The organism is Flavobacterium sp. Sd200, from assembly GCF_009826935.1.
In the GTDB taxonomy this organism is placed as follows: domain Bacteria; phylum Bacteroidota; class Bacteroidia; order Flavobacteriales; family Flavobacteriaceae; genus Flavobacterium.
The window spans coordinates 63,140-77,483 of the sequence record NZ_WUMN01000008.1 but is presented as its reverse complement, the minus strand read 5'-3'; the positions used below and the strand labels follow the sequence as shown (position 1 = coordinate 77,483).

General features: G+C 39.3%; 10 protein-coding genes and 1 tRNA gene. 9 read left to right on the top strand and 2 right to left on the bottom strand.

Translation table 11 applies throughout. The features are described from left to right. Positions 1-45 precede the first annotated feature (45 nt). From GR160_RS17150 to GR160_RS17135, 4 genes are all read left to right on the top strand, one after another. Positions 46-121, top strand: a tRNA-His gene (locus GR160_RS17150). 160 nt (positions 122-281) lie between these two features. Then, positions 282-539, top strand: coding sequence for a hypothetical protein (locus tag GR160_RS17145; RefSeq protein ID WP_160751123.1), 258 nt, complete (start codon positions 282-284; stop codon positions 537-539). A 629-nt stretch (positions 540-1,168) separates the two neighbouring features. Then, positions 1,169-4,453, top strand: a complete 3,285-nt coding sequence (locus tag GR160_RS17140) for a T9SS type B sorting domain-containing protein (protein WP_160751122.1) — start codon at positions 1,169-1,171, stop codon at positions 4,451-4,453. 108 nt (positions 4,454-4,561) lie between these two features. Further along, positions 4,562-5,440, top strand: coding sequence for a phosphatase PAP2 family protein (locus tag GR160_RS17135; protein ID WP_160751121.1), 879 nt, complete (start codon positions 4,562-4,564; stop codon positions 5,438-5,440). Between the two features lie 68 nt (positions 5,441-5,508). Here the strand turns inward: GR160_RS17135 and GR160_RS17130 are convergent, their stop codons facing one another. Continuing rightward, a complete protein-coding gene (locus GR160_RS17130) occupies positions 5,509-6,090 on the bottom strand; it encodes an alkylphosphonate utilization protein (RefSeq protein ID WP_160751120.1) in 582 nt (193 codons plus the stop codon). Between the two features lie 131 nt (positions 6,091-6,221). Between GR160_RS17130 and GR160_RS17125 the strand changes: the two genes are divergently transcribed. Beyond that, positions 6,222-7,631, top strand: a complete 1,410-nt coding sequence (locus GR160_RS17125) for an FAD-binding oxidoreductase (protein ID WP_160751119.1) — start codon at positions 6,222-6,224, stop codon at positions 7,629-7,631. A gap of 22 nt (positions 7,632-7,653) precedes the next feature. Here the strand turns inward: GR160_RS17125 and GR160_RS17120 are convergent, their stop codons facing one another. Beyond that, complete coding sequence (locus GR160_RS17120; RefSeq protein ID WP_160751118.1) at positions 7,654-8,793, bottom strand: MFS transporter; 1,140 nt, start codon at positions 8,791-8,793, stop codon at positions 7,654-7,656. Between the two features lie 672 nt (positions 8,794-9,465). Here GR160_RS17120 and araA point away from each other — a divergent pair. The 4 genes from araA to GR160_RS17100 are packed head-to-tail and all read left to right on the top strand — an operon-like array spanning position 9,466 to position 14,256. Beyond that, complete coding sequence (araA, locus tag GR160_RS17115; protein WP_160751117.1) at positions 9,466-10,956, top strand: L-arabinose isomerase; 1,491 nt, start codon at positions 9,466-9,468, stop codon at positions 10,954-10,956. Positions 10,957-11,015: 59 nt separating this feature from the next. Then, on the top strand, positions 11,016-12,719 hold the full coding sequence (locus GR160_RS17110) for a sodium/solute symporter (protein ID WP_160751116.1): 1,704 nt from the start codon (positions 11,016-11,018) through the stop codon (positions 12,717-12,719). Positions 12,720-12,739: 20 nt separating this feature from the next. After that, positions 12,740-13,405, top strand: a complete 666-nt coding sequence (gene fsa, locus GR160_RS17105; protein WP_160751115.1) for a fructose-6-phosphate aldolase — start codon at positions 12,740-12,742, stop codon at positions 13,403-13,405. 5 nt (positions 13,406-13,410) lie between these two features. Continuing rightward, positions 13,411-14,256: a transketolase gene (locus tag GR160_RS17100; protein WP_160751114.1), complete on the top strand. Its 846-nt coding sequence runs from the start codon at positions 13,411-13,413 to the stop codon at positions 14,254-14,256. Positions 14,257-14,344: the final 88 nt, after the last annotated feature.

Genomic DNA, 14,344 nt, shown 5'->3' with positions numbered 1-14,344 from the left:
GCAAAAAACATTAAAGTGTTCTATATTTGCACTCGCAAAATAAATGGTGATTGTAGCTCAGTTGGTTAGAGCGTTGGATTGTGGTTCCAAAGGTCGGGGGTTCGAGACCCCTCATTCACCCTTCAGCAAGCCTTCTAAAGAAATTTAGGAGGCTTTTTTTATGGATCATATTTTGCTGTATAAAAATCTTTGGCTTTTTTATATCAATTCTTATTGTAACTACGTTAATAATAACATTACGGTCTCTTTTAATTTTATAAAGAGTATTTGTAAATTTGGTTATGAAGTTATCAGAGTACAAAATGTTAGATGAAAAAAAGCAGTATGATGTGCTGTGGAATGAAGGCGTTTTAATAGATGCCTGTTTTGATGGTTCTGTAAAAAAGCTTTTATATGCCATTAGTAACTTTTTCGTAGAACTTTGGTTTGATGCTGTATCTAACAAAATACTCTGGAAGCTGAGCTTTAAACAAGGTGTGCTCCTTGAAAAATACCTCAATAAATACCCTCTTTCTATAGATATTGATGATGTTTTTTAAGGAGTTTAATTTCTTCACATTCTCATTTCTGCTTTTTTAGGGCACTAACGTGTTTTTTTCCTCTTTTTTGCATGGTACAACTATGTTACCGAATTGTTTTTTCAATGCCTCTTTTTTCTTAAAAAACGTTGGTTTTTTTAGCAATTTACCTCATGTTAACTTTTGTTTTGTAAACCAAAATCACCGATTTGATGATTTAACACTTTGTTTATCAGTGTTTTTGTAAGATAAATAGTGTAGCGACTATATTGCTAAATTCTTAAAATTTTGAATATTATGCCGTTTATGGGTGTTTTAGGTGTGTTTTATTTATCTATTTATTAAATCTAATGAAAATCGAGATAAAATATCAAAATTTTAACATTATTCAAAAAAATACTATGTTTCATTTTTAAACATTAAAAATCTACTGTTTATCAGTGTTTTGTGTGTTTTTTAAAATATTTAAAAAATGAATATTACAAATATCTCCGATCAAATACAAGCTCAAGTACTTAATAATCAATTATTTATAAACTAAATTTTGGTATCATTGCAATGTGATAGGATGACTGCCAGGTTAGATGTAAGAAGTTGTGTCTTACAAAAGATTTGGTAAATAATGAAAATGATAATTTATTCGAGCTTGTATGAGAAAAATTAAAAACGCCGCCTTACTATTTTTACTATTGTTTGCTGTTAACCTAAATGCACAATTATCTGATTTTAATTTTACAGTAGAAAAAACGGATGAAACCTGTTTAGGTAACGGTTCAATGACATTTACAGTTGCTAACACAACTGCTAATTCTTCTATTCTGTATCAAATTTACAAACTGCCAAATACCAGTCAAGCCATTTCGGTTACGCAGGAAAGCTACATTGGTGGTCTTAATTCGGGCAACTATAAAGTTGTTGCGCTGCAAACTTTGGGCAGTATGCAAAACTCTAAAGAGCAAACCGTATCAATAGCTGACAGGAAAGTGCCTTTTAATTTTGTAGTATCTTCTTCAAACCTTAACTGTGCTGCCGGAGGTACTATGGTTGTAAGGGCAACGAGTGGTGTTATAGCGTCATGCGAAATTATTTCGGGGCCCGTTACTATGCCGCTTCAAAGCTCTAATGTATTTAATGATATGCCTGCCGGAAACTATAATGTAAGAGCTTATAGCGAATGTGGCGCATCAAGGGTAAAATCATTTACACTTAGTCTTGTAAACTCTGTGCTTGAAATATCAGATACTTTTTATCCGGATACTATTGCCCAGTGCGATTCTATAACAGTTAGCAATACTATTACATCATCTTCAGGTACTATTAATTATCCGATTACTGTAAGGCATACCCTAAGCAGTATGGATATTGGAGGTAACAGTATTGTTATGGAGAAAGTATTTGAAACGGGTAATCCTACTGCTCAGGAAGTATCGGTAGTTATGCCAAGGTATATGAATACGGAGTACACTTATGATATGGAAGTGATAGACTATTGTCGTACTTACCCTAAAGAAGGGATACCGGTGGATCAAAATATCAGCCTGTCTTTGTCTCCTGGCAATGCCCTTTGCGGAGAAAAATACTTAAGATTAAGTGTTGCTAAATTTACGGGTTCTTACAGGGTAGAGTTTATAAGTGTGCCTCAAACCACACCGGCTTTCTCTGTGCTTACTTATAACGATACGCCGCTTGGGCCATTTACAGAGGGCACTGTTCAATATGGCGACGAAGACCTTTCATTGCCGTTTGGTAATTATACGATAAGAGTAACAGATGATTGCGGCAGGACAGCTACAGAAGATGTTTTACTTGAGTTTACACCTCTTAGACCTTCTGTGACTAAAGCGAATAACGGATGTTTCTCGCACTTTGGATATATCAATATAAGTATCCCGAGGCAAAAGATACTAACGGCGGTAATTACTCAGGCTCCGGCAGATTATACAGGGCCTCTTGAAGTAACATCAAAAATTAATAATAACGGAGTGCTTAACCTTAGAGACCTTCCTTTAGGATGGTACACCATAGAGCTTACAGATGATTGCGGCTTTGATTATACAGAGCGTGTAGAGGTTCCTGAATACAGAGACAAACTATATAATATTACAGCATTGCCTTCTTGTAGCCCTGGTTTTGGTACGGTTCGTTTTAGAAGTAATAATGGTGATCTTGACGGAAAAGGTCTTGTAGAAGCTAAAATTACTGAGGCTCCTGCCGAGTTTATGCGCGACCATGCACTGCCTTATGATGTAACATCTTTGATCAATAATGCAAATGAGCTTTATATTGATAATCTTCCGGAAGGTAGCTACAAATTTTGGGGTAACGACGTTTGTGGTGTAATATCAGAATTACCTATAAATGTAGAAGGATATATACTTCCTGTAAATCCTGTAACAGTAACTCCTAAATGTGGTGGTTTTTCAATAAAACTTGAAGACAGGAGCAACGGTCTTGAAGGAGCGTCTTACTGGCTGCAAAAATTTAATACCACAACAGGTAAATGGGGACACCTTTCAAATACCAATAGCTATGTAGAAGGACAGGTGCCAACAGCCAGCAACGCTGTACAGATAAGCAATAATGCAACAAGGAATAATCTTAACTATTCAGGCCATTTCAGGGTGGTTAAAAAGTTTGAATGTTTTGGTAACGGTACTTCTACAAATACACAATGTGTAAGCGTACTTAGTGAGTTTGATTATACAGAGCAGTTTGCTATTAATACAGTTTACAGCCTTGCATGTTTAAACAGGCCTAACGATGTAATGGTGGAGGTAACAGGATATCCTACGGCATACAGGATAACAAAAAAAGACGGCAGAAGTTTTATTGTTAACAATGGAACAAATAACGTTTTTACAAACCTTGGACCGGGCGAATATGTTTTTGAGATACAGGATGACTGTGGTAATATTGAGCCTAAAACAGTATTTATACAAACGCTACCTACAAGCAGCGACCCTATCAAACCGAAAGATATGGTGTTATGTGCAAATAAAGGTGAAACTGTAAATAATGTTTATCATCTTACAGATCAAAACCCTCAGATTCTTGGGCCGCTTCATAGTGCAATGTATGACATTACATTCCACTTAACCCAGGAAGATGCAGATGCAGGCACAAATGCTTTGCCGGAGTTCTATACAAGCACCCACGATGGACAAACCATTTATGTAAGGATGCAAAACAATGTAATTGAACTATGTGGTGGTACAACAAGCTTTAAGTTGTTTAAGGGCTTTAATCTGGAGCCGGTTATAACTAAAGAAGGTGTTCTTTGTAACGATGGCATGATAAAACTTACTGCTGATGCCGGTTATGATAAATACCAATGGTCTACAGGCGAGACTACAAGATCTATCTTTGTTAACGAAGGCGGGGATTATACAGTGAGTGTATTCAAAAAATATGGTGATAACTTTGGTTGCCCAGGCGAAACATCGGTTTCAATAGAGCAGTCTTTCACTCCTGTAGTTACTAAAGTATTGACTGAAGACTGGACAACAGACCAAAATATGATAACTGTAATTACGCAGGGGGCAGACAGCTATGAATATTCTTTAGATGGTGTAAAATATCAAACTTCTAATGTATTTACAGGGCTTGAAGCAGGCAAATATACAGTACACGTAAAAGATTCTAAAGGCTGCGGAAAAGTAACCTATGAAGTAGTATTGTTAAACTACCCTAAGTTCTTTACTCCTAATGGTGATGGTTCTAACGAAACATGGCAAATTAAAAACTCTGCCACAGAACCACACATGCACGTTACCATTTTTGACAGATATGGTAAGCTTATAACCACTTTTGGCTCCAACGAAAAAGGTTGGGACGGTACTCTTAATGGCATCCAACTACCATCTACAGATTATTGGTTTGTGGTTACAAGAGAAGACGGCAGGGAACTTAAAGGACACTTCTCAATGATGAGATAAAAAAGTAAGTAGTTTACTAAAATCCCCTCGATACTGGAGGGGATTTTTTTTTATTGTACATTTACAAAATGTATGTAGCGTTTGTTAGTCATTAGGTAATGTAGCAGTATGAAGAAAATTATACCTGTAGTTCTGTTTTTTATAAGTCTTTTTCAAAGTGTCAGTGCGCAAACGGATAGCCTTGCTGTGAGTTATGCCGATACACTGCCTCCTAAAAAAATATGGAGCAATTTTAAAACCGATGCGGTAAGTGTGGGCGGTGGCTTTATTTATGCTTTGAGCCAACCTGTAAGGTGGGAAAAAAAAGATTATTACAGGTTAGCCGGGACAGTGGCTGCTGTAGGAATACTCTATACTGTAGACCAGCAAACCAGCGACTTTTTTACAAAAAATGAAGAAGGAGCACCTGCGTTGCTTAAAAATTTTGGCTGGTATTTTGGCAGTCCTCAAATAAACTATGGTGTAACCGGGAGTATTTATTTGGCAGGTTTGCTTACAAACCATGAAAAACTAAGGCGCACTGGTGTTTTGATGATTACTTCGGCCAGTGTGTCTGGATTTATACAGCAGGTAAGCAAATCAGTAACAGGGCGTGCCAGGCCACAAACAGGTTTTGGCAAAAATCACTTTCGCCCATTTGGCGGAGACGCGGGGTATCGTTCTTTCCCATCGGGGCATACGGTACTTTCTGTAACTACAATGTACTCATTAAGCAAGCAATTTGAAAGCCCGTGGCTAAAAGGTACGTGCTATGTTGTAGGTGCTATACCTCCATTAAGCCGACTATGGGAAGGTGCCCACTGGCTTACAGATGTCGTGCTGAGCGGCATTATAAGTGTTGCTGTAGTAGAATGTGTAGACCGTTACCTTGACGAGAAAAAACATTATGGAAAAAAAGACCCAAATGCACCTGAGGAAAAACCTAAAAAAATAAGCTGGAATCTTAGAGCCGGACCTAACACAGTTGGGTTAGTGGGAGTGTTTTAAAGATAAATATGAGATGAATTCCACAAATTTAAACCTGTCAATTCGTGGAATTCGTGTTGTAAAACCAACTATTGCTTCTTTACATATTTTGTAAGGATAACAATAAGCTGCCCATCTATTTTGCCTTCAATTTGCTCAGTATTATCGTGAACCAACCTTATGTTGCGTACTGCGGTGCCCACTTTGGCATTTATAGTAGATCCTTTAACGTCAAGGTCTTTAATAAGTGTTACGGTGTCGCCCTGTTGCAGTATGTTGCCGTTACTGTCTTTATGAAACTGTACACTGGCATCGCCTGTATGGTCTCCGGTTGCTTTAGCCCACTCTAACTGATCGTCTTCTATATACATCATGTCAAGCGCATCGGCAGCCCAGCTTTCATTTCTAAAACGGTTCAGCATACGCCACGATACCACCTTTACAGCCGATACCTCACTCCACATGCTTGTAGGCAATATGTTTTCCCAAAAAGCAGCATCGGGTTCTTCTTTCTTTTCTATCTGGTTGAGGCATTTTTCGCTTATCAGGATAAAACCGTCAGCACCGCGGTTAATGGCAGGCGGAACTTCATAAGATGTAAGATTTCCGGTTTCACCACTAAGTTCGCATTGGTTGCCGCTGCGTTGCTGCAGTTGTTGTTCTGTTGTCATTGTATAGAAATTTATGGCGCAAATGTAATGATTTTAAAAAAGTATGCTGTCTGAAATTAAATAATAATAAAATTCTTACAATAATCTTTATTGTAATTTTCCTAATTTTGATGCCTTACACGCGAATATTTATGCATACCATACCACTTTCTCAGGAAGCTATAACAGCCCTGCAAAACATAGTTAGCCCTGCCTATCTTTTTTTAGATCAGGAGACGCTTGCAAATTACGGGCACGACGAAACCGAAGATTACAGTTTTCCGCCGTCGGTTGTAGTGAAGCCGGGTACGGTTGATGAGGTATCAGCTATCATGAAGCTGGCCAATCAATATAACATTCCTGTAGTGCCTATAGGTGCGCGCACCGGGCTTAGTGGTGGTGCACTTAGCATTTATGGAGGCATTGGCCTTTCTATGGAGCGTTTTAACAGTATAGAAATAGACGAAAAAAATCTGCAGGCAATAGTGGGGCCTGCTGTTATAACGCAGGTATTGCGCGAAACTGCTTTCGAAAAGGGACTGTTCTATCCGCCAGACCCAAGTAGTCAGGGCAGTTGTACTATTGGTGGCAACGTTGCAGAGAACAGTGGGGGGGCACGGGCTGTAAAATATGGGGTGACTAAAGATTATGTGCTAAACCTTGAGGTTGTTTTGCCAAACGGCGATGTAATATGGACAGGTGCTAACACTCTTAAAAATTCTACGGGTTACAACCTTACGCAATTAATGGTGGGCAGTGAAGGTACGCTTGGAGTTATTACAACAATTGTTATGAAACTGTTGCCTAAGAACACGCATAATATACTCATGCTTATTCCGTTTTTTAATGCAGGGCAGGCATGCGAGGCCGTGGCCCAAATTTTTAGGGCAGGAATTGTGCCCAGTGCCTTAGAATTCATGGAGCGAGATGCTATAGACTGGGGGCTTAAATATTTAGATAGCGTAAACCTGGATATTAAAGATGAGGTTCAGGCGCATTTGCTGGTGGAGGTAGACGGGAATTATCCTGATGTGCTTTTTGCCGAAGCTGAAAAAATAATGCAGGCAGTGGAGCATTTTGATATAGATGAAATACTTTTTGCCGACACTGAAGATCAGAAAAATGCCCTTTGGAAACTACGCAGAACGGTGGCTGAGGCTGTGAAATCTAATTCGGTTTATAAGGAAGAAGATACTGTGGTTCCCCGCTATGCATTGCCTCAATTGCTCGATGGTATTAAGGCCATTGGCAAAAAATATGGTTTTCATTCAGTGTGCTATGGCCACGCAGGCGATGGTAACCTGCATGTAAATATCATAAAGGGAAATATGACTGATGAAAACTGGAAGAACGAAGTGCCGAAAGGCATACGCGAAATATTTGAGCTTACCGTATCGCTCAACGGAACCCTTTCAGGAGAACATGGCATAGGCTATGTACAAAAAAACTATATGGATATTGCCTTTACACCTTATCATTTACAGTTAATGAAAGGCATTAAGCAATTGTTCGATCCTAACAATATTTTAAATCCGGGCAAAATATTGCCGGATGCCCTTTAGTTGTACTTAAGACCGCCTTGGGTTAAACCTTAGCCTTTGTAGAAAAGGCAATGACGCAAACACCCATGACTGCTAAGAATACAAACGATATTTTAAGGGTAAAAAGGCCTGCTAAAAATCCTATTACAGGCGGGCCTATTAAAAAACCTAAAAAGCTTATAGTAGATACTGCTGCAATGGCTGCGCCGGGTTTCATGGTTAACGATCGTCCGGCGGCACTATACACCATTGGTACTACAGATGATATTCCTGCTCCCACAAACATAAAACCAATAATGGCAGGATAGAGGTACGGGAAAATTACAAGTGTTAAAAGTCCGATAGTGCTCAATGCACCGCTAACCTGTAGTGTGGCTTTAAGCCCAAATTTGTGCGAAAACCAGTCGGCAACAAAACGTCCGGCGGCCATAAAACACATTCCGGCAGTATATCCTGCTCCCTGCCATGCGCCTACAGCCATAATTACTTTTTTAAAGTATATCACACTCCAGTCAAACATGGCTCCCTCTATAACCATCGAGCAAAATGCTATAACCCCAAGGGTTATTAACGATTTATCGGGCATTACAAATGCGCGTGTTTTTTCTCCATCGGTTTTTTTAGCACCGTCTTCATGAAAATACTTCCAACAAATAAAAATGGTTGTTGTGCTCACTATGGCAATTCCGCTAAAATGAATTACTGGCATTATATTGTAGCCTATCATTAGTGTGCCAATACCTGCACCTAAAAATCCGGCAAGGCTCCATAACCCGTGAAAAGATGCTAATATAGGTTTAGGATACATGGCTTCTGTTGCTACGGCCTGTGTGTTGACCGATATGTTTACGGCATTGCTGCCAAGACCAAAAACTACCAGGCAGCCTACCAGCATAGGTACAGTAGTAGAGAGCCCCAGGCTTATAAGTGCCAGCCCATATAAAGTTAGTGCAGCGGCGAGCACCTTTTTACTGCCAATTTTTGTAACCGCCCACCCCGATATTGGTAATGATAATATTAAACCAACCGGAAGTGCAAACAATACCGCTCCTAATTCAGCTTCAGATAAGTTCAGCTTTTGCTGAATAGTACCAATGCGAGATGCCCAGCTCGAAAAAATTAGTCCAGCCATAAAGAACATGGCAGATACAGCAATGCGTATTACTTTAGGAGGGTGTGTCATTATGTTTCAAGGTATAATTGGATGCAAAGATAATTTATTAAGTGTATTGTAAACACTTTTTATTGTTTAATAATGAAGCTATGTAAAAATCATCGTCACAGTATTGGAAATATAGTTTAAGAAAATATTTTAACAATAATTTGTAAATACAATTTTATTTATGGTATATTTGACTATAAGTTGAAATTGTATCATTTACCTATTTTAAGCAGATTATATTTTTTGAATATGAAAAATAAAAGGGTTTTACTTTGCTGCAGTTGCTTTATTAATAATAAAGCTGATATAATGCAAAGTTGTAGTGTTGGCGGTACTATCCGTTGGAAGGGAAGCTAATATCCTGGTTTTTTATAATTGTAGGCTTAGGCTGAATTAACACTTTTTTAAGAACATATATCCTTTGTTCAATAAAATTATAAAAAGCAAATCCGGCAAATTTTCCTGAATATTCCATATTAAAATATGTTTATATTTGCGATTTGCTATGGTTAAATTATACATTTTTTATTTTTTTTACCAAACGCTTGTGTATGTCAAAAAATTAGTGTTATTTCGACACTTATTAAATTTTTCGTTTTTCTTAACGTTTTCCGCCATGGGTGTATAGTAAAGAGTGAGGGATTTAAAAAGTTTATAACCAGCCATTAATTAATACTTTATAATAAACATAGCATGATCAATTTAAAAACATTCGAAGTTTGGTTTGTAACGGGCAGCCAGCACTTATATGGAGAAGAAACTCTTAATCTTGTTGCCGAGCATTCAAAAGCAATTGCAGCAGGTTTAGACAGCGCATCAGAAATTCCTGTTCGCGTAGTTTTTAAACCTACAGTAAAAACAACACAGGAAATATACGATACATTATTGGCAGCTAACTCTGCTGAGAATGTAATAGGTGTTATTACCTGGATGCACACGTTCTCTCCGGCTAAGATGTGGATCCGTGGCCTGAGTGTTCTTAAAAAACCACTTCTTCATTTCCATACTCAGTTTAACCGCGACATTCCGTGGAGTACTATGGATATGGATTTCATGAACCTTAACCAGAGCGCACACGGCGACAGGGAATTTGGTTTCATGGTATCGCGCATGCGCAAAAACCGCAAAGTAGTTGTTGGTCACTGGCAGGATAGCGAAGCACTTACTCAAATAGGTACATGGGCAAGGGCAGCAGCAGGCTGGTATGACTGGCAAGGTGCTAAATTTGCACGTTTTGGCGATAATATGCGTTTTGTTGCCGTTACAGATGGCGATAAAGTAGAGGCAGAACTTAAGTTTGGCTTCTCGGTAAATAGTTATGGTATTGGCGACCTTGTGGCTTTAATTGATGCTGTTAGCGATAACGATATAAAAGCGCTTGTTGCTGAATATGAGGCTACTTATACAGTTGCCGATGATCTTAAAACAGGAGGTGAAAGACATTCATCTGTGTATGAGGCGGCAAGAATTGAGATCGCTTTACGTAAATTTTTAGTTGATGGTGGATTTAAAGGATTTAGTGATACCTTTGAGGACCTTCACGGAATGGTGCAATTGCCGGGCCTTGCAGTACAGCGTTTGCTTGCTGACGGTTTTGGTTTTGCCGGTGAGGGAGATTGGAAAACGGCTGCTTTAGTGCGTGCGTTTAAAGTAATGGGTAGCGGCCTTGAGGGTGGTAACGGTTTTATGGAAGATTACACCTACCATTTCGATCCGTCTAATTCATTAGTACTCGGATCGCACATGCTTGAGATCGATGCTTCGTTAGCAGCCACAAAACCAACCCTTGAAGTTCATCCTCTTGGAATTGGAGGTAAGGCAGATCCGGCAAGGCTTGTATTTAACGTAGCCGGAGGTGCTGCTCTAAACGCATCATTAATAGATATGGGTAACCGTTTCCGTTTACTTGTAAATACAGTTGATGCTGTAGAAGTAACAGAAGAATTGCCTAAACTGCCTGTAGCACGCGTGCTTTGGCAACCACACCCTGACATGAAAACAGGATGTGCAGCATGGATATATGCAGGTGGTGCACACCACACAGCATACAGCCAAAACTTATCTGCAGAGCTAATTCAGGATTTTGCAGAAATGGCGGATATAGAGTTTTTACTGATAGGCAAAGATACCCGTTTGAGCGAATTTAAAAATGAGCTAAGATGGAACGATATTGCTTATAAATAATATAAACCAATGGCCGCAACAGCATGTTGCGGCCTTTTTAACAAACATAATTAACATTTATGGGCAAGTTCTCTACAATTGATTACGTAATTTTTATTGTCTATTTCCTTGTTGTATCTGGCTATGGTTACTGGATTTATAAAAGCAAGAAGAAAGAAGAAGGAGCATCTGACTCTAAAGATTTCTTCTTAGCCGAAGGTTCACTTACATGGTGGGCTATTGGTGCATCGCTTATTGCATCTAACATTTCTGCAGAACAGTTTATCGGTATGAGTGGTAACGGTTTTGTTGTGGGTGTTGCTGTAGCAGCCTACGAGTGGATTGCTGCCGTTGCCCTTATTATTGTGGCGGTATGGTTTATACCAATGTATCTTAAAAATAAGATATTTACAATGCCGCAGTTCCTTGAAACGCGCTATAACCAAACTACCAGCCTTATTATGGCTATCTTTTGGCTTTTCTTATACGTATTCGTAAACCTTACTTCTATTTTATATCTTGGCGCAATCGCTATAGCTAATATGGCGGGGCCTGAGCATTTTCATGCTATTGTTATAGCAATGGCTATTTTTTCTCTTATCATTACCCTTGGAGGTATGAAGGTTATCGGTTTTACCGATGTTATACAGGTAGTTGTACTTGTATTGGGTGGTCTTGCCACTACATATATTGCACTAACTTTGGTTAGTGAGCACTTTGGCCTTGGCCAGGATGCACTTGCGGGCTTTACTACTATGATGAAGGAAGCGCCCGATCACTTTACAATGATGATAGATAAGCCGGGGCCTGGTGCGTCTCAGGCTGAAGTAAATAAATATTTAATGCTTCCTGGTATTGCACTTTATTTTGCAGGTATCTGGATCGTGAACCTTAACTACTGGGGCTGTAACCAATACATTACACAACGTGCTCTTGGTGCCGACCTTAAAACAGCACGTACAGGTATTCTTTTTGCAGGTTTAATGAAACTTGCCATGCCAATAATAGTTATGCTTCCGGGTATTGCTGCTTATGTGCTTTATAAAGACGGAGCGTTACAAACAGAAATGGGTATTGGCGAGAACTTTAATGCCGATAATGCATATTCTGCTATACTTGGTTTCCTTCCTACAGGATTAAAAGGTCTTTCGGTTGCGGCATTAACTGCTGCTATTGTGGCATCGCTTGCAGGTAAGGCAAACAGTATTTCTACCATCTTTACGCTTGATATTTACAAAAGATATATAAACAAAGATGCTGAAGAGAAAAAACTTGTAATTGTAGGCCGACTTGCAATTCTTGTGGCAATTATATTCTCTGTAGTGCTTACATGGAATGATGCTCTTGGTATAGGTGGTGAAGGTGGTTTTACCTTTATCCAAAAATATACAGGTTTCTTTAGTCCGGGTGTATTTGCTATTTTCCTTTTGGGTATGTTCTGGAAACGTACTACAGGTTCAGCGGCTGTTGCAGGCGTAATTGCAGGTTTCTTGCTGTCAATCTTTTTTAATAGCTACGCAGTTGGTATCTTTGGCCACGATAATATTTTATACACCGCTTATTTAAACAAAGCAGGCGAATATGAGATTCCATTCCTTATCTGTATGGGCTGGTCGTTCTTCTTCACCATGGTGTTAATGATCGTTATGAGCCTTGCAGGTCCTAAGATCAGTGCTAAATCATTCGAAGTCGACTCTAAAATGTTTAAAGTGGAGCCGTCTACACTTGCTCTTATAGTAATTACATTATTACTTGTAGCAGGTCTTTATATTACATTCTGGTAAACTTAACTAAAACAAAGAATATGAAATTTTTTATTGACACAGCAAACCTTGCACAAATTAAGGAAGCTCATGAACTTGGCGTTCTTGACGGTGTTACAACAAACCCGTCGTTAATGGCAAAAGAGGGCATTACCGGCAAAGAGAAAGTGTTACAGCACTACATTGACATTTGTAATATTACTGATGGTGATGTAAGTGCCGAGGTTATTGCAACTACTTTTGATGAAATGATCGCTGAAGGCGAAGAGCTTGCTGCCCTGCATGAGCGTATTGTAGTTAAACTGCCAATGATAAAAGACGGTGTTAAAGCCGCTAAATATTTTGCTGAAAAAGGTATTAAAACAAACGTAACACTTGTGTTCTCTGCTGGTCAGGCATTGCTTGCTGCAAAAGCAGGTGCTACTTATGTATCTCCGTTCGTAGGCCGCCTTGACGATATTTCTACCGATGGTCTTGGACTAATTGAAGAAATCCGTCTTATTTATGATAACTATGGTTTCGAGACAGAAATTCTTGCAGCTTCTGTTCGTCATACAATGCATATTGTAAATTGTGCCAAATTAGGAGCTGATGTTATTACAGGTCCGCTTAGCGCAATCGAATCTTTACTTAAACACCCGCTTACTGATAACGGTCTTGCTCAGTTCCTTGCAGATCACGCTAAAGCAGCAGCGGCAGCAAAATAATTGTTATGAAACACGAAATATCATATTTAGAAAGCGTAGCATCTCAGGTGCGCCGCGATATTGTACGTATGGTACACGGCTGCCAAAGCGGCCACCCGGGAGGTTCTCTTGGTTGTACTGATTTTTTAGTTGCCCTTTATTTTGAGGTAATGAACCGTAAAGAAGGTTTTGATATGGACGGTGTAGGCGAAGATCTTTTCTTCCTTTCTAACGGTCATATCTCTCCTGTATTCTACAGTGTTTTGGCACACGCAGGTTACTTCGATAAATCAGAGCTTGCTACTTTCCGTAAACTTGACTCACGTTTGCAGGGACATCCTACAACGCATGAGCACCTACCGGGCGTTCGCATTGCTTCGGGTTCTCTTGGTCAGGGTCTAAGTGTTGCTATTGGTGCAGCCCTTGCTAAAAAACTAAATGGAGATAAGTCTTTAGTGTATACACTTCACGGAGATGGCGAACTTCAGGAAGGTCAGATATGGGAAGCAGCTATGTTTGCTCCACACAATAGGGTAGACAACCTTATTGCAACAATTGACTATAACGGACAGCAGATAGACGGCCCTACAAGCCAGGTACTTTCTTTAGGCGACCTTAAAGCTAAATTTGCTGCCTTTGACTGGACTGTTCTTGAAAGCGAAGGTAACGATATGGCTCAGGTAATTAAAGTTCTTGAAGAAGCAAAATCGCTTACAGGCCAAGGCAAACCTATCGCCATCCTGCTTAAAACAGGCATGGGACATGGTGTAGACTATATGATGGGTAGCCACAAATGGCACGGTGCCGCGCCAAACGACGCCCAGCTTGATGCTGCTCTTGCTCAACTTGAAGAAACACTTGGTGATTATTAATTTAGAATTGAGATGTTAGATGTGAGATATTAGACTGTATGATAAAAAGTCTTATGCTCATCTCAATACTCAATACTAATTACTGAAT

What these genes read in the sequence shown, in the direction of transcription:
- GR160_RS17145 (WP_160751123.1), top strand. Translation starts at nt 282, where the DNA reads ATGAAGTTATCAGAGTACAAAATGTTAGATGAAAAAAAGCAGTATGAT.
- GR160_RS17140 (WP_160751122.1), top strand. Translation starts at nt 1,169, where the DNA reads ATGAGAAAAATTAAAAACGCCGCCTTACTATTTTTACTATTGTTTGCT.
- GR160_RS17135 (WP_160751121.1), top strand. Translation starts at nt 4,562, where the DNA reads ATGAAGAAAATTATACCTGTAGTTCTGTTTTTTATAAGTCTTTTTCAA.
- GR160_RS17130 (WP_160751120.1), bottom strand. Translation starts at nt 6,090, where the DNA reads ATGACAACAGAACAACAACTGCAGCAACGCAGCGGCAACCAATGCGAA.
- GR160_RS17125 (WP_160751119.1), top strand. Translation starts at nt 6,222, where the DNA reads ATGCATACCATACCACTTTCTCAGGAAGCTATAACAGCCCTGCAAAAC.
- GR160_RS17120 (WP_160751118.1), bottom strand. Translation starts at nt 8,793, where the DNA reads ATGACACACCCTCCTAAAGTAATACGCATTGCTGTATCTGCCATGTTC.
- araA (WP_160751117.1), top strand. Translation starts at nt 9,466, where the DNA reads ATGATCAATTTAAAAACATTCGAAGTTTGGTTTGTAACGGGCAGCCAG.
- GR160_RS17110 (WP_160751116.1), top strand. Translation starts at nt 11,016, where the DNA reads ATGGGCAAGTTCTCTACAATTGATTACGTAATTTTTATTGTCTATTTC.
- fsa (WP_160751115.1), top strand. Translation starts at nt 12,740, where the DNA reads ATGAAATTTTTTATTGACACAGCAAACCTTGCACAAATTAAGGAAGCT.
- GR160_RS17100 (WP_160751114.1), top strand. Translation starts at nt 13,411, where the DNA reads ATGAAACACGAAATATCATATTTAGAAAGCGTAGCATCTCAGGTGCGC.